The sequence below is a fragment of the Adhaeribacter rhizoryzae genome (assembly GCF_008629685.1).
Classification (GTDB): domain Bacteria; phylum Bacteroidota; class Bacteroidia; order Cytophagales; family Hymenobacteraceae; genus Adhaeribacter; species Adhaeribacter rhizoryzae.
The window spans coordinates 41432-58788 of sequence record NZ_VWSF01000002.1 but is presented as its reverse complement, the minus strand read 5'-3'; the positions used below and the strand labels follow the sequence as shown (position 1 = coordinate 58788).

Sequence of the window (17357 nt, the reverse complement as noted above, 5' to 3'; positions counted from 1 at the left end):
CTTATCTTTGCAGGATGCAGCTAAAAAACGATTTGCTTTTACGTGCCGCCCGCGGCGAAAAAACCGAACGCACCCCCGTGTGGCTGATGCGCCAGGCTGGCCGGATTTTACCCGAATACCGCGCCGTGCGCAGCAGTGTAAGTGGTTTTAAAGAACTAGCCGAAACGCCCGAACTAGCCGCCGAAGTTACCATTCAGCCGGTTGATATTCTGGATGTGGATGCCGCTATTATTTTCTCAGATATTCTGGTAGTGCCCGAAGCTATGGGCTTGCCTTACGATATGATAGAGCAGCGGGGACCATCTTTCCCAAAAACCATCCAGAGTTTGGCCGATGTGGAAGAACTGCGTTCAACGGAGGCCCACCTGGAACTGGAATACGTATACGAGGCTATCCGGATTACGAAGAAAGCTTTGAACGGCCGGGTGCCCTTGCTGGGTTTTGCCGGAGCCCCCTGGACTATTTTGGCTTATATGGTAGAAGGCCACGGCTCTAAAACGTTCTCTAAAGCCCGCAAAATGCTGTACACCGAGCCGCAATTGGCGCACCTGCTGCTGCAAAAAATTACCGAAACTACCATTAATTATTTAAAAGCTCAGGTTGTAGCCGGCGCCAACCTGGTCCAAATATTCGATTCGTGGGCGGGCATTCTTTCGCCGGCGCAGTACCGCGAGTTTTCCGGGCCTTATATAAACCAGATTTGTGCCGCCATTACCGAAGTACCAGTTACCGTGTTTGCCAAAGGTGCTTTTTTTGCCCTTCCGGATTTTGCTCATTACCCGTGCAGCGTCGTTGGCCTGGACTGGAACATGGATATTGCCACTTCGCGGCAAGCCGTTGGCCCAGATAAATCTTTGCAAGGTAACCTGGACCCGTGTGCCCTGTATGGCTCTTTCGACCAGATAAAAGCCGAAACCCACAAAATGCTGCAGGCATTTGGCCCCGACCGGCACATTGCCAACCTGGGGCACGGCGTGTACCCCGATACTGCTCCGGATAAAGTTCGTTGTTTTGTAGAAACCGTTAAAGAATACCGGCACCAACCCGAAAGTTAAGAATGACCGGTTTAAGCCCCGGCAATAATATTCAGGTCAACCAAAATTTAAAATTCCGGTACAATACGCTTTATCTAGGCCAATATTTTCATGCACGACGAACACGTTAACCCCTGGCAAACCCTTTCTACCGAATCTGTTTACGACAACCCCTGGATTAGCGTCCGCGAACACCAAGTAATTAACCCTAAAGGAGGCCGGGGCATTTACGGCGTGGTACACATGAAAAACAAAGCCATTGGCATTATTCCCATAGATGCGGAGGGCAATACGTACCTGATTGGGCAATATCGCTATGCCCTAAACGAATATTCCTGGGAAATACCCATGGGCGGCGGCTTAATAGAAATAGATTTGCTGGAATCGGCCAAGCGAGAGTTGAAAGAAGAAACTGGCTTTACGGCCCAACGCTGGACCAATATTGCCCGCCTGCACACCTCCAACTCCGTTACCGACGAAGAAGGTTTTGTTTTTCTGGCCGAAGACTTAATTGCCGGCGAAACCGAATTTGAAGAAACCGAAGACCTCAAAATAAAAAAATTACCTTTTGCCGAAGCCGTGCAGCTAGTGATGGATAACCAAATTACCGACTGCATTAGTGTAGCCGGCATTTTAAAAGCGCACAAAATATTAAGCGAGCGGCAGCCTTAAATGGGCAAAATGCAACATTACGGAATTTTTGGGCCTACCCTGTGGTTTTAACTACAATATTCCTAATTTTGAGGCTGATGAGATTTGTAGTTGCGCTATTCCGGAAAATTTATGCCGCCTGGTGTGTGGTTTCTTTCCTGGTGCCGTTTTTCCTGTTTTATCCGCTATTCTTGCTTTTCACGTCGCGTCCGGCCTGGTACAAATATGCCCATACCCTCAACCGGCTTTGGTCGGCGGTGCAACTGAGGCTCTACGGCTTATCGGTTACCATACACGGGCGGCAGCATATAAACCCCAACAAGACTTACGTATTCACGCCCAACCACAGCTCTTACATCGATATTCCCTTGCTCCTGCAAACCATACCGGGCTTTCTGAATTTTGTAGGGAAAGAAGGTTTGGCCAAAGTGCCTCTGTGGGGACCTATTTACAAAAAATTATATATTACCGTCGATCGGCGCAACCCCGTAAGCAGCGCGCGTTCTTATATTCGTTCTAAAAAAACCGTAGCCGAGGGCCGGAGCATTGTTATTTTCCCGGAAGGTACTATTGCCGAAACGGCCGGCGTAGAAATGCTGCCCTTTAAAGACGGACCTTTTAAATTAGCCATCGAAACGCAAACGCCATTGGTGCCTGTTACCATGCCGTTTAACCATATATTTTTACCCGATGTAGACGGCAAATTTATTGTGCGGTGGCACCCGCTTAAATTAATCATTCACGAACCAATCTCAACGGTTGGTTTAACACTGGCCGATTTACCTGCTCTGAAAAATAAAACTTTTACCATTATTCAAAACGAATTAACCAAACACGTACATGAACATCGATATACAAACCATCCGGAAACTAGCACACTTAGCCCGTCTGGAATTTGACGAAACCAAAGAACAGGAAATGCTGCAGGACCTGAACAAGATTCTGGACTGGATGGATAAACTGCGCGAACTGGATACCTCGGCCGTAGAACCTTTAACCCACATGTCGGAAGAAGTAAACGTGCTGCGCGAAGATGTAGCGTTTAATGCCATTTCGCACGAAGAAGGTTTGCGCAACGCGCCTAAGAAAGATTCCGATTATTTTAGAGTACCCAAAGTACTAGATTAATATTCCGGAATAATATTAACCCGCTTACATGAATATTTCCGTTTTTAGTAATGCCATGAATAAGGATACCCGGTATCCTTTTCTTTTTTTAGTGTTAACCACCTTGGTTGCCCTGGTTGCCGCCGTTTATTATTATTTCACCGGCGAAGACCTGACCGTGCCCTGGGAAATTATTTCGGAAGCCGAAGCCGTTAATTTGCCAATTGACCGCATACAGGTGCTGCTAACAGAAATTCCGGTACAGCTAAAAGGGTTTATTATTACGGAGCATTTCGAAGCCGGACTGCCGCGGCCCAATATTATAGCGGCTACCTTGTTCCTGGATATTTTAGCCATTAGCCTGGTATATTTTCTAACCCTAATCAGCACGTTCCGGCAGTTGGCTTTTTTTGCGGCCATTCTGCTGCTGATGCTGTTTTTAACCACTTTCAACTTCGATTTATTAGGCATTTTTGGCAGCCAGGAGCAATATTTATTAATTTCGATTATTACCTTGCTGGGCGGCACTACCTTTTTATTGCAGGCTTTTTTTACGCAGGTTACTTTTACCGTCCGGTTAATTATATTCACGTTACTCGTAGGCGGCATTGGAATATTTCTCTACGTAGCCTCACCGCTTACCCCCGACCAGGTTACGCTCCATTTATTACATTATAGTTCTTCGGGATGTATAGTAGCCGCGCTGTTGTTTATTTTTTGGGTGGCTTTCGAAAATATTCATGGGCTGCTTTGGTTTAATACCCAGGCCGAAAACCCGGCTCGTCGGTTTGGTTTGTGGCAGTTTTTGCTGATTTGCGGTTTGTATTTATTTAATTTAATTCTGCTGTACGCCCGCATAGCCAATTTATTCGATGTCGAAATTATTCTACTTAACAGTTTCTTAATTCTGCTAATCTCGGCTGTAATTGGTTTTTGGGGTACGCAGCGGCGGGAAAGCGTGTACGCGGGTTGGTTGCCTTTCCAAAACGGAACTTCTATTTTGTACCTGGTGCTGGCGGCTGTTACTTTTTTGAGCATTGGTTATGCTTTTGCTACCGCCAACGATGCCCTGGCCCGCACCTTCACCGACCTGATTGTTTATACCCATTTGGCCTATGGTCTTATTTTTCTGGTTTATATTCTCATTAATTTCGGGAGATTGATAAACCAGCGGTTGCGCGTGTACCGGGTAGTATTTCAGCCAACGGTAATTCCGTTTTATACCGTGTATATCATGGGTACTATTTTGCTTGTAGCCCTTTTATTCCGGACTAATTATGCTACTTACGACCGGGCCGTTGCGGGTTATTATAATTACTTAGGCGATTTTTATAAAGCTACGGATAGTGATATTCTGGCGCTTAAATTTTATTCCGAAAGCAGCGTTTATGAGCACAACAATGTAAAAGCGGCTTACGCGCAATCGGCTATTTACCGCGAAAAAGATTATGTACAAAGCGAAATAAACCAGCTAAACGAAGCTTTAAAACTTTATCCGAACCCTAAATTATACGTGCGGCTGGCGAATAAATACCCTGATCAGCAACACTTTTTCGACAGGATGTTTGCTTTAAAAGAAGGCCTGCGGAAATTCCCCAACAGTGTGCCGCTCCTAAACAACCAGGCTTTGGTTTATGCTTCTACTTCTATGGTCGATTCGGCGGATTATTTCTTTGACCGGGCAGCAAAGCAAGGTAACTGGGAAAGCACCATTACGAGTAATAAATTGGCCTTTTACCTGCTCAGCGGTTTAGGCAAACAAGCCACAGGTCTGGCTAAAGAACAAAAAGCTAAACCACATTTGCCCCTTACAAGTAACTTGTTGCTGCTGGAAAGTTTTACAAAACAAAAACTGGAAACCGCAAACTTAACCATACCTACCGCCAAAATATTAAGGCCCGAAGATTTTACCAGCTTCTACCACGGTATTATCCAGAACCGGATTCCGGCAAATAAAAAAGCGTTGGATCAAATAAACTTCTACTTAGCCAGCGAAGCTAACCAGCAATATCACCTGGATTTAAAACTGATGAAATCGTTGGTGCAGCAACGCCTGAACCAAACTTTGGCCGCTCGCACTACCTTAGAAAACATGGCCGGTACCGAAGAAAATTATTCGGCTTACCTACTGGATTTAATTGGACTACATTTACTGGACCAGAAATTATACCAGGCGGCCGCCAATCATTTTGAGCAAGCGCAAGCCAAAGGCTTACCCGATGCAGCTTTGCATAACCTCTACGCGCTGGCTTTCCTCCCCGACCGGGCCACTGATGCTTTACTGCTCGCCAGCCAATTAGCCGAATCGGATAACCCTACTATTGCGGCCCTGGCTAATCGTTTAGCTTTTCTTTTGCAGGCATCACCCGCGCAAGTAATAGCGAACAACAGCGATACCACCAAAGTACAGTTTCTGCAACTAAACCAATTTAACAACAGCCTTTCCGGCGAAGAATTTGCGTCGGTTGCGAGTACCGTTAAAAATCCGGAGTTGAAAAAATTAGCTCTGAAAGAACTAGCAGCTTACCACATAGCTTACCAAAACTGGCCGGTGGCTATGCAAACCCTTGGAAATTTACTACCGCAATTAGATAAAGAAAACAAATTATTATCGGAAGCAAACGTACTGCAAGCCGAAATAATGCTGGAAAACAACCAATTACCGCAACTGGAAAAAGCCCTTGCGCGCATGTATTTTGAAGGGCCGGATTTGCACCTGAAAAAATATTACCAGGGCGCATTGGCAGAGGGCACCGGCAACATGCAGGAGGCCGGCAAATATTATAACCAGGCCGTTACGGCCATGCCTTACCACGTACCTACTGTACTAGCAGCCGCAGATTTTTTCAGCAACAAGGTCTCGCGCAAAAACCAGGCTTACGATATTTTACTCAACAGCATTACTTATAACCCCAACGAGCCTGCTGTTTACAAAGCCTATATTTTGCAAAGCGTAGAAGTAGGTTATGGCGGTTTTGCCGAAACTGCTTTGGAAGAACTGGCCAAGTTAATTTCACCGGCCGAAATGGTTGAATTCCGCCAAGCTTACGAAGCAAAAGTTACAGAACGACTTAATTCTTTGGGTATTGGCGCGCAATAATAACCCCCGCCGGTAAAGTATAAGCAAGATTAAGTTCTAAACTTTTAATTTAGGCTTCAAAAATGTATCTTGCCAAAGTAACGGCTTTTAGCTATGAGCAAATCACTTATCCTGACACAAGATTTATCGCGGGTTTATCGCATGGGCAGCGAGACTATTCACGCCCTGCGGAGTGTTTCGATAGAAATTGCGAAAGGCGAGTACGTAGCTTTTATGGGTCCGTCCGGCTCCGGCAAATCTACGCTCATGAATATTGTTGGCTGCCTCGATACCCCATCGGGCGGCAAATATATTCTGAACGGTAAAGACGTGAGCAACATGACCGATAATGAACTGGCCGAAGTCCGGAACAAAGAAATTGGTTTTGTTTTCCAAACGTTTAATTTATTACCCCGTTCCTCCGCGCTCGAAAACGTAGCGCTGCCATTAATTTACGCCGGCTACGGCAAAACGGCCCGGAACGAAAAAGCCATGCACGTGCTCGAAAATGTAGGCCTGGCCGAACGTGCCAAACACAAACCCAACGAATTATCGGGTGGGCAGCGGCAACGGGTAGCCATTGCCCGGGCACTGGTAAACGACCCCAGTATTATTCTGGCCGATGAGCCCACGGGTAACCTCGACACCAAGACCTCGTACGAGATTATGGATTTGTTCGAAAACCTGTACGCCAAAGGCAATACCATTATTATGGTTACCCACGAAGAAGATATTGCCAAATACGCGCACCGGATTGTGCGACTGCGCGATGGATTAGTAGAAACCGACCACCTAAATACCGAGATAGCCACCCACCACGAACACGTTTAACCGTACTTGTTTTTGCCGGCTTTGTTTTTAAGCCACTGCCCCACAATTATGAAAATATACACCAGAACCGGCGATCAGGGTCTTACGTCGTTAATTGGCGGTACCCGGGTTCGCAAATCGCACTTGCGCATAGACGCTTACGGCACTGTAGATGAACTAAATTCTTATATTGGTTTGGTTAGCGATCAGCCGGTAAACGCCGCGCGCCTTAATATTTTGCGCGAAATTCAGGACCGGTTATTTACCATTGGCGCTACTTTGGCTTCTGATCCGGATAAAGAAACCAAGCGCATACCGGATTTACACGATGCCGATATTACCTTACTGGAAACCGAAATGGATGCGATGAATGAAGAAATCCCGCCGCTGAAAGTTTTCGTATTGCCCGGCGGACACCAATCGGTTTCTTTTTGCCATGTGGCGCGCACGGTTTGCCGCCGCGCCGAGCGTTTAGTAATTGCGTTGCAAGAAGAATCTTTTGTGGCCGAACTGGTAATTAAATATTTAAACCGGCTTTCTGATTATTTATTTGTGCTGGCCCGGAAAATGGCTTACGAACTCGGAGCCGAAGAAATTCACTGGAAACCACGACTGTAATAAAAATTTAAATTAATATATTAGTTTTGCCGCGTAAACTGCTTTCTTATAAAGCCGTAATTCATAATTTATAATTAATAATATAGTTATGCTCTCGACCCAAACCATCCATATAGAAAAAACTAATACCTCGCGGTTGCCGCAGGTAGATTTTAGTAACCTCGAATTTGGCCAAACTTTTTCTGACCACATGTTTGTGGCCGATTATGCCAACGGCGAATGGCAAACACCCGAGATTGTGCCTTTCCAGAATTTTAGCCTAAGCCCAGCCAACCCGGCTTTGCATTATGGCCAAGCTATTTTCGAAGGCCTGAAAGCTTATAAAAACGAAGACGGTGAAATCAGCATTTTTCGGCCAGAAGCCAACTTGCGCCGCATGAATCTATCGGCCGATCGCTTGTGTATGCCGGCTTTTCCAGAAGAAATTTTTATGGAAGGGTTAAAAGAATTATTGCGCGTAGATGCCGATTGGATTCCGACTACTGCCGGTAGTTCGTTGTATATTAGGCCATTTATGTTTGCCACCGGCGAATTTCTGGGCGTAAAACCTTCCGATACTTACCGGTTTGCCATTATTACTTGCCCCGTAAATGCTTATTATTCTTCGCCGTTGCGCGTGAAGGTAGAAGAAACCTTTGCCCGGGCCGTAGAAGGTGGTTTTGGTTTTGCCAAAGCAGCCGGCAATTACGCGGGTTCTTTGTACCCGGCCAAAAAAGCGGCCGAAGAAGGTTACCACCAGTTACTCTGGACCGATGGTAAAACCCACCAGTACTTCGAAGAATCGGGTACCATGAACCTGATGTTTATTATTAATGATACGCTTATTACCCCGGCTTTAAGTACATCTATTTTAGCCGGCGTAACCCGCGATACGATTATTCAGATTGCCAAAGACCGGGGGTTACCGGTAGAAGAACGCAAAGTTTCGGTGGCCGAAGTTATGGAAGCTGCTCAGAACGGTACCTTACAGGAAGCTTTTGGCTGCGGCACGGCTGCTGTTATTTCGCACATCGAAACCATTGGTTACCGGGGCACCGATTATCAATTGCCAGCAGTTGTTAACCGTAAATATTCGCCGGCGCTAGCCCAGGAATTAAACGACATTCGGCTCGGAAAAAAAGCGGATGTACACGGCTGGGTAGTAAAAGCCTGAAGTAAGTTTTAAGTAATAAGTTGTAAGTAATAAGTCCGGAATGGCTTTGGCTGCCGGGCTTACTGCTTACAACTTTTGCTTTTTACAAGAAACAGTTATCAGTAAACAATTAACAGTTAAAGATAAGAATGCGAATATTGTCTTGTATAGCTTTCCTTTTAGTCATGGCTGGTTGTTCAGCACCTAGAAACGTTGAAGGAAGATATATAAGCAGATTTGCCATATCAGGTTTCTTTATAACAAGCCTAACATTAAAACCTGATTCTACTTTCTGCTATCAATTTGCGGGAGACTTGTTTTTTGACCAAGCAACTGGCAAATTTAATGTTAACAAGAAATTGCTAACTTTAAAATACGATAAAATTAAGGATGATTCCTCCCAAAATTATTATACCTATCAAGATTCATCCGGACAAAATAAGACAGTTTATTTAGGACTGAAGAGAAATCCAGCGGAAAGTTCTAGACCTGAAAAACTTAAGTTTAAAAACAATAAACTGTATATTCTGGATAGTGTAAACAAAATAGTTTCTAAGGAGTCTGGCCATAGTAAGAGAAAAAAGTTCTTATTGTGGGGTGACCAATATTTTAGAAATAGAAGTTATTATCTTGAAAAAAAGTAAGTCCTACTGCTAACTCCAATTAAAGCACATTAAAACGTGCCTTGCAGCGGCTCGTTAACAGTAAAAGCACTTACAGCTAATAGCTAACTGCTAAAAACTAATCACTAACAACTAAATACTAATAACTATAAAATGACCCAAGACCAAGTAAAAGAATTAAAAAGCCGCACCGAGGCTTTGAGGAGGTATCTTTGACTACGATGCCAAAAAAGAAGAAGTAGACGAAAAAGAAAAAACCACTACTGCACCGGGCTTCTGGGACGACCCTAAAAAGGCCGAGGCCTTGTTAAAAGAAATAAAAGCTACTAAAGTCTGGACGAACCAGTACGAAGAAGTAGAAAATGCTGTTTCGGAGTTTGAGGTGCTCTTTGATTTTCATAAAGAAGGCGATGTTTCGGAAGAAGATATTCAGCAGGAATTTGCCAAAGCCGAAACCGCCATTGAGCAACTGGAATTTAAACGGATGCTCAGCAACGAAGAAGACCAGCTCAGTGCCGTACTGGAAATAAACCCCGGTGCGGGCGGAACCGAAAGCCAGGACTGGGCCGAAATGCTCATGCGCATGTATATTATGTGGGCCGAAAAACAAAAATATACTGTACGGCAGCTAAACTACCAGGCCGGCGATGGGGCGGGTATAAAATCGGCGACTTTAGAAATTAACGGCGACTTTGCTTACGGTTATCTGAAATCCGAGATTGGCGTACACCGGCTCGTTCGCATTTCACCCTTCGACTCTGGCGGCCGGCGGCACACCTCCTTTTCCTCGGTGTTTGCTTACCCGCTCGTAGACGAAACCATTAATATTGAAATAAATTTAGCCGACATTGAATGGGATACTTTCCGCTCGGGCGGAGCCGGTGGCCAGAACGTAAATAAAGTGGAAACAGCGGTACGCCTGAAGCACAAGCCATCGGGTATTGTAATTGAATGCCAGATAGAGCGCTCACAGCTCATGAATAAAGAGCACGCGATTAACATGCTTCGGTCCCGTTTGTACCAGATAGAAATTGATAAACGTAACGAAGAGCGCGATAAGCTGGAGAGTACCAAAAAACGCATCGACTTTGGCTCTCAAATCCGGAATTACGTACTGCACCCGTACAAGCTGGTAAAAGATTTACGCACCGGCCTCGAACGCTCCGATGTGCAAAATGTGTTGGATGGCGATATTGATGATTATATTAAAGCATTTTTAATGCAAAGCTGAAAGTAAAATAATTTGCTAATCCAATAATTCAGATAAATGTTACGCTTTAATTAAAATATTACGCAACCTGTAAACCAGTTAAACTTGTTTATGATATCTTATACCAAATAGTAAAAACTAGTTTGCATAGCAGAAAAGAATAGCTAATCTCACTTATCTGGGTCATTCTGGAAGAATCTTCTGAGTTATCTAATTAGAAGATTCTTTCAGAATAACCGAGTTGAGCAGAAGGCAAAAGTATCTTTCATCTATGGCAGGTTATTCATGCTATTTAATATTTGCCTATTCTATAAAGTAGCTTTTCCGGAATATTTTAAAGTTGTTGATATTATCATGCAGAAGATTACTGGTTTTACCTCTTTGTTTAAATCTACTGCCTTTCTAACACCTTAAAATAACAAATTCAACCCTCACATTTTTAACGCCTTGCAGCAGTTTAACCACACAAAGTTGATTTAAAATATTGGCTTTTATTTTTCGGTTTAACTGGCAGATATAACGTTCTGGTAAGTGGTATTACGAATTAATGCGTCGATGCTAATAACTGATTCTGGTTAGTTAAAAATATCCCTTTTATCCCAAAAGACTCGTTCCTATTAACCTATTATTAAGCCAGCATGCACCCGGGATAAACTAACCTCATTTTTTAATTATTCTTATTTTATCAATCTCAGGTTCACTAATTACCTGCACGCTCAACTGCCATGCCCGGGAGCCAAAAATTAGTTAAAAAAATTTGTTAAAGCAGGTAAATTATCTTAAAATTATATATTTAAAATATAGCGCAACTATCTTAAAACCAGTCATCAAAACAGCCTTTTTGTTTCAGATTTTGTAACCTATAATTGAAGTATATATAAATTTTTAAATATTAAGTTAAACTCCTATACTTTTAAAAAAAAAATCCGTATAATTGGGGTAGAAAAGTATGCATGTAGTACTAAATTTAAAAAGATAACTTGTAAACTATGGGGTAACTTTTACATAACTTTTCGAAGGTTGATCCGGCCTGTACAATTAATATTCATAGCCTCTCCATTAGAATTTTGGATAAGGTTTTAATCCATGATTTCTAACCACACCACAAACTGCATAAGTAAATTCATCAAACCTGTTTATAGTTATAGATATTGTATTCCATTTTTTTATAAACCTTATTAGTGTTGTACCATAAATTACTTAAAGTAGTTTATGCAGTTCAACAATTTTAATGTTGAATATTCGTTTAAAAAAACCCTATTATTTTAAAGTTAAATTTATGTTCAGATCAAATCCACCCTAACACAACAACAAACCATTTATTAATTTTATCCTAATTATTAAAAAATTAAAACAAACAAACATGAAAAAAATTCTATTACTAAGTCTTTTTCTGTTAACCATGCTTTCTTGGGAAGCGGCGGCACAGGCAAGGACGATTACTGGCCGGGTTACCGATGCCACTAATAACGAAGGGTTACCAGGGGTTACGGTACTGGTAAAAGGCACACAAGCCGGAACTGCCACGGATGTATCGGGTAATTATTCTATTAATGTACCCGAAGGCGGCACTACCTTGGTATTTAGCTTTGTGGGTTATACCACAACCGAAAGAATAATTGGTAATGCTACTACCATTAATATTAACTTAGGTACCGATGCCAGACAATTAAATGAAGTAGTGGTAACGGCTTTGGGTATTGCCCGGGAAGAAAAAACTTTAGGTTATGCCGCCAGTACCATTAAATCGGAAGATGTAACGCAGGCCCGGCCAAATAACGTAATGAGCGGTATTCAGGGCAAAGTGCCTGGGGTAGCAATCTCCAGTTCCGGTTCGCCAGGTGCTTCTACTAAGGTTATCATTAGAGGGGTTTCTTCTTTTACCGGTGGCAACAACCCGCTTTACGTGGTAGATGGTGTGCCTATTAACAACATCAACTACAACAATGCCAACACCGGTAGCAACGTAAACCAATCTACCAGAGCGGTAGACTTTGGTAACCAGGCCAACGACATTAACCCGGAAGATGTAGAATCGGTTACTGTTTTAAAAGGTGCCTCTGCTACTGCGCTTTACGGTTCGCGGGCTGCCCACGGGGTAATAATGATTACTACTAAAAGAGGTAAGCTCAACGACCGGGTACGCGTATCTTACTCTGGTGCTTATACCGCCAGTAATGTGCTGCGCACCGTGCAAACCCAAAATGTTTTCGGACAAGGCTGGCCGTTGTACGACCCGCACGAAAATGGTTCTTGGGGACCTAGATTAGATGGTGTTGTGCGTACCTGGGGTGCCGAAGTTGATGGCGAAGCCCGCAGAAAACCATTTGCTTATGCTAAGGATAATACCAGAAATTTCTTTGAAACGGGTTCCGAAGTACAGAATTCCGTAACTGTTTCGGGTGGTGGCCAGAACAATGCTTTTGCTTTCTCTTACGCTAATACTAACCAAAACGGCGCAGTTCCTACCGATGTTGACAAATATACCCGTAATAACTTCTCTTTCCGGGGTAACTCAAACTATGGTAAGTTTACTTCTGATTATAATATTGCCTACACCAGAAGAGATGTAAGCGCTATTTTTACCGGTCAGGGTACCAGCGATGGTGGCGCCACTGTATTCCAGGAAATTCAGCAAATCCCGGTTGATGTTCCTATCAGCCAGTTAAAAGATTTAAACAATCCTTACAATACACCAGATAACTACTTTACCGTTTATGCCGAGAACCCATACTTTGTTATTAACAATAACAAAACTACCATGCAGGAAGACCGGGTATTTGGTAAACTCGAATTAGGTTACGAAGTGTTTAAAGGCACCAAAGCCATTGTACGGGCCGGTGGTGACTTTAACAACGCCAGATTCTACGATCAGGGTGCCCGTATTACCTATACACCGGGTAGCTATGGTAAATTAGGAGGCCAGACCGATGTACCGGGCCGCTACGGCGAAACTACCCGCCGCGACCAGCAATTAGATATGAGCGCTTTGTTGCAAGGCAATTATACCCTTAACGAAGATATAACTTTAGGCGGTATTGTGGGCGGTAACTACAACTCCAGAAGCTATAACACGCTTACTTCTTATGTAACCGGCTTAAACGTACCAGAATGGTATAGCTTACAAAATACCAGTGGTACACCGGTAACCGAATCTTTTAAAAATGAGCGGGCTTTATTAGCAGCTTTTGGTAATATTGATTTTGGATTTAGAGATTACTGGTTTGTAAACCTTTCTTTACGCAACGACTGGTCTTCTACTTTGCCAAAAGGCAACAACAGCTACTTCTACTGGGGTGCTAACACCTCTTTGGTATTATCTGAATTGTTACCAAATTTCCAATCAGATAGATTAAGCTTCCTGAAAGTGCGGGGTGCCTGGGGTAAAACCGGTAACGATGCTGCTCCATATTTAGTAAACAGCACTTACCCGGCTACTCAAATTAGCTTAGGTTTCGGTAATATTTATTTACCAGTAGGTGGTGTTGCCGGCCAAACGCAGAGCAACAACCAGGGTAACCAAACTTTACGTCCGGAAATTACCCGGGAGTGGGAACTTGGTTTAGATACCCGGTGGTTCGAAAGCCGCGTAGGTTTAGATGTATCGTACTACGACAGACAAACCAAAGATCAGATTGTAAGCGCTACTGTAGCGCCTGAAACTGGTTTTACCACCCAAACCCGAAATATTGGCAATATTGCCAACCGTGGTGTTGAAGCACGTTTGTCGTTAATACCAGTAAAAACCGATAACTTCCAGTGGGAATTTGCCACCAACTTTACCAAAAACAAAAGTGAGGTGCTGTCGCTTTACGGCGATGCAAAAGAATTCTTAATTACCAGCGTTTACTCCGTTGATTATGTAGCCGAAGTAGGTCAGCCATTAGGTACTTTTAAAGTTCCGGCTTTCAGAACTGTACAGTCTGGCCCAATGGCTGGTAAAGTTATTGTACAATCAAACGGTGTAGAAGCTACCGATGCTACTTTAAAAGAAACCGTAGGTACTTCTAACCCTGATTTTATCCTGGGCTTCTCGAATGGTTTTACTTACAAAGGTATTTCTTTAAATGCCGTTGTTGATTGGCGGAAAGGTGGTCAGTTTTATTCTTACACCAAACAGCTAAACAATTTCGTAGGTAACTCTACCGAAACTACTTACAACTACCGTCAGCCGTTTGTGGTGCCAAACTCCGTAAAAGAAATTCTGCCAACTACTCCGGGCGGCGAAGTTACTTACGTAGAGAATGATATTCCGGTACCATATACCAGCGTTTATAACTACTGGAGCAACGCTTCTCCGGCTCGTTTCCACAACTTTATTTTAGACAGAGACTACGTAAAACTGCGCGAAGTAGTATTATCTTACAATTTACCGGTTAGCCTGGTGTCTAAAGCTAAAATGTCTGGTGCTTCTATCAGCCTGATTGGTCGTAACCTTTTATTATTTACGCCTAAATCTAACAACTTCGTAGACCCGGAAGCTACTAACTACGGCAACGATATTTCTTCTGAGTTAGGTGAGTTTGCTGCTTTCCCAACCATGCGGAACTACGGTGTTAGCTTAAGAGTTACCTTTTAAAGTATAAAATATTAAAATGAAAAGATATAAATTTTTAGCTTCTGTCTTATTGGTGCTGTTTTCTTTTACAGCCTGTGAGAAAGACCTTCTGGATATTAACGATAGTCCGAATAATTTACCTAATGCGGAGCCTAACTTACTTTTACCTTCGGGCATTATGTGGTCGGCAGCCAAAATTGGGGGCGATTTACAGCTTTTTGGTAGCTTGTGGTCGCAGCATTATACCCAAAATAACAACTCCAGCCAGTACCGCACCATTGAGCAGTACAATGTAACCGCTGCCGATTATAACGGTATCTGGACTAATATGTGGGCTGGTGGGTTAAAAGACCTGCAGGTAATTCAGCAAAAAGCCACCACCTCTAATAGCTGGCAGTATTATATTGCCGCAAGAGTAATGGCCGCTTTCGATTACCATGTACTGAACGATATGTATGGCGCTATTCCTATTAGTGAAGGCTTAAGCCTGGAAACGAATGAGAATCCGGTTTTTGTGGAAAACAAAGAGTCTAATGCCATTATTATTAAGATGCTGGATGACGCTATTGCGAAGCAGGCTGAGGCAAAAACCTTACCTTCGATGGGTACCGCCGACTACGTGTTTCAGGGCAATACCGATAATTGGGTAAAATTTGCTAAATCGCTGAAATTAAAAATATTAATGCGCGATTTTGCTGCCAACCAGGCCGCTATTGAAGCCCTGATTACCGAAAATGACTTGTTAACGGTAGACGCTTCAGTTAATGTATTTACAGATGCGGAAAACAAATCTAACCCATTGTATGAGCAAAACAACCGTAAACTGAATACCAGCATTAACCTGCGGGCTAGTAATACCTTGCTTAAATATTTGCAAGCCAACAACGACCCACGCGTAGAGGCATTTTTCCTGCCAACCGATGCACATGTAGGCAACCCTACGCTTCCAAGATTTTCGGGTCTGGAGCAAGGCAATTATTTAGTAAGCCCTACTATACCTAATGTTAATACATCTGGCGCTCGCTTAGCGGCTACCGATGCGGTGTATTTTATGTCGGCGGCTGAAGTATCTTTCTTAAAAGCAGAGTTTTTTGTTAGAAAAGCTGCTCCGGATGCAGCTGCAGCTAAAACCAGTTATGATGATGCTGTTACCAAAGCATTTAGCCGTTGGGGACAAAACGCAGCCACATTCTTAGCTGCCGGAGGCAAATACGCCTTTAATACCGCTGGTACCGCCGAGCAGATGTTGGAGCAAATTATTACCCAGAAATGGGTTGCCGCTACCCGCTCGCAAGCCTGGGATTCGTTCTTCGACCAAAACAGAACCGGATACCCTAAAATTAGCGCTGTAGCTACCACCGATCCTAGTTATGTACCTGGCCAATATACCGTTTCACCAAACAGTATTTTGCCAGCCGGTCAAATTCCAAGAAGATTGCCTTACCCAAAAATCTCAAGAGACTATAACGCCAATACCCCAGCTCCTGAGGCATTAAATAATAAAATGTGGTGGCATAAGTAATTCTTGATTTTAAATAAACAGACTTAAAAATGAATTTAAAAAATATAAAAATTGCCTTTCTTGGGCTTATGGCACTAACCGCTATGAGCTGCGAAACGTTGCCGGACCAGGAAGTTGAAACTTCGGCGGTTTATCCAATTGCCGGCGAATGGTTAACGCATGTTTACACAACTACCAACGGCGGAACCACCTTGGGTCCGGCCGTTGGCGCTACAGCTACCAACGCACTTGGCACCTTGTTCGCTTTCCGTACCTATAATACTTCCGACAATGTAAATAACCAGGCTTGGCTTCGGTTGGGTACAACGCAGGCAGTAGCCATTTTGGGTAAAGCTACCGTTGATGTAAATGCCTTAACCATATCGGGTACAGATATTCCTAACACGGCTGCCGGTAAAGCGGGTAAAACTTTCACTGTTCAGGAAGGTAAAGTAATGTTAGGTGCATCTAAACAGCCAAGCGGCGCTACCGCCGATAGCATTTATGTGCGCTACACCTCTACTTTCGACAATAGTACTTACATTATTACCGGCCACCGCAGAACAGCGTGGGCAGAAGATGAATATTAATATTCATAAATTTTAGTAAATAAAAAAGCCTGCATAAGCAGGCTTTTTTATTTACTAAAATTGTATAAAACTTATAGTTATACGGCTGCCACAAATATATTAACCCACAACAGCCGTTATCACAACTCCCATAAACTTACCAGACCACCACGCTTAATCTTTTTACCATTTATACTAATTATACCTAATAGTATGAAGGCTATTCCATAGAAAAGATCAAATAAATTCCACTTAACGCTGTCATTCTGATTTTCTTGACCTTTTATGGCATCATCTTTAAGTGACTTGGTATTAAAACATCCTTAATTATTAGTGTTTCACAAAAGTAAATAATAGCAGTTTAAGCAACCCACCAGTGTTACTCAGAAGAATTATCTTTGGCTAACTTCTACATAAATTCTTCCTGAATAACAAGGGTGATTACCATAGACTTATAAACAGTAT

Annotated in this window: 13 protein-coding genes; all 13 read left to right on the top strand. The window is 43.2% G+C overall.

What is annotated here, in order from left to right; all coding sequences use genetic code 11:
- The first annotated feature begins 14 nt into the window (after window positions 1-14).
- On the top strand, window positions 15-1055 hold the full coding sequence (gene hemE, locus F0145_RS03450; RefSeq protein WP_150086914.1) for a uroporphyrinogen decarboxylase: 1041 nt from the start codon (window positions 15-17) through the stop codon (window positions 1053-1055).
- A 90-nt stretch (window positions 1056-1145) separates the two neighbouring features.
- Complete coding sequence (locus tag F0145_RS03445; RefSeq protein WP_150086913.1) at window positions 1146-1706, top strand: NUDIX domain-containing protein; 561 nt, start codon at window positions 1146-1148, stop codon at window positions 1704-1706.
- Between the two features lie 77 nt (window positions 1707-1783).
- Window positions 1784-2584 (top strand): lysophospholipid acyltransferase family protein, encoded by an 801-nt coding sequence (locus tag F0145_RS03440; protein ID WP_150086912.1) that lies wholly within the window; start codon window positions 1784-1786, stop codon window positions 2582-2584.
- Window positions 2526-2813 (top strand): Asp-tRNA(Asn)/Glu-tRNA(Gln) amidotransferase subunit GatC, encoded by a 288-nt coding sequence (gene gatC, locus F0145_RS03435; protein WP_150086911.1) that lies wholly within the window; start codon window positions 2526-2528, stop codon window positions 2811-2813. The genes F0145_RS03440 and gatC overlap by 59 nt, the downstream gene beginning before the upstream one ends.
- A 28-nt stretch (window positions 2814-2841) precedes the next feature.
- Window positions 2842-5892, top strand: a complete 3051-nt coding sequence (locus F0145_RS03430) for a hypothetical protein (RefSeq protein ID WP_150086910.1) — start codon at window positions 2842-2844, stop codon at window positions 5890-5892.
- Window positions 5893-5985: 93 nt separating this feature from the next.
- Window positions 5986-6702 carry an ABC transporter ATP-binding protein gene (locus tag F0145_RS03425; RefSeq protein ID WP_150086909.1) on the top strand — a complete coding sequence of 239 codons (717 nt, stop codon included), beginning with the start codon at window positions 5986-5988 and terminating at the stop codon, window positions 6700-6702.
- 48 nt (window positions 6703-6750) lie between these two features.
- Complete coding sequence (locus F0145_RS03420; RefSeq protein ID WP_150086908.1) at window positions 6751-7299, top strand: cob(I)yrinic acid a,c-diamide adenosyltransferase; 549 nt, start codon at window positions 6751-6753, stop codon at window positions 7297-7299.
- 88 nt (window positions 7300-7387) lie between these two features.
- Complete coding sequence (locus F0145_RS03415) at window positions 7388-8452, top strand: branched-chain amino acid aminotransferase (protein ID WP_150086907.1); 1065 nt, start codon at window positions 7388-7390, stop codon at window positions 8450-8452.
- Window positions 8453-8616: 164 nt separating this feature from the next.
- Window positions 8617-9075 (top strand): hypothetical protein, encoded by a 459-nt coding sequence (locus tag F0145_RS03410; protein WP_150086906.1) that lies wholly within the window; start codon window positions 8617-8619, stop codon window positions 9073-9075.
- Between the two features lie 132 nt (window positions 9076-9207).
- A protein-coding gene (gene prfB, locus F0145_RS03405) for a peptide chain release factor 2 (protein ID WP_150086905.1) occupies window positions 9208-10285 on the top strand; the annotation gives its coding sequence in 2 pieces (ribosomal slippage) (window positions 9208-9267 and window positions 9269-10285; 1077 coding nt in all).
- Window positions 10286-11627: 1342 nt separating this feature from the next.
- Complete coding sequence (locus F0145_RS03400) at window positions 11628-14843, top strand: SusC/RagA family TonB-linked outer membrane protein (protein WP_150086904.1); 3216 nt, start codon at window positions 11628-11630, stop codon at window positions 14841-14843.
- Between the two features lie 16 nt (window positions 14844-14859).
- Entirely contained in the window at window positions 14860-16344 is a 1485-nt protein-coding gene (locus tag F0145_RS03395; RefSeq protein ID WP_150086903.1) for a SusD/RagB family nutrient-binding outer membrane lipoprotein, read from the top strand.
- 68 nt (window positions 16345-16412) lie between these two features.
- Window positions 16413-16913, top strand: coding sequence for a lipid-binding protein (locus F0145_RS03390; RefSeq protein WP_190277462.1), 501 nt, complete (start codon window positions 16413-16415; stop codon window positions 16911-16913).
- The last annotated feature ends 444 nt before the right edge of the window (window positions 16914-17357 follow it).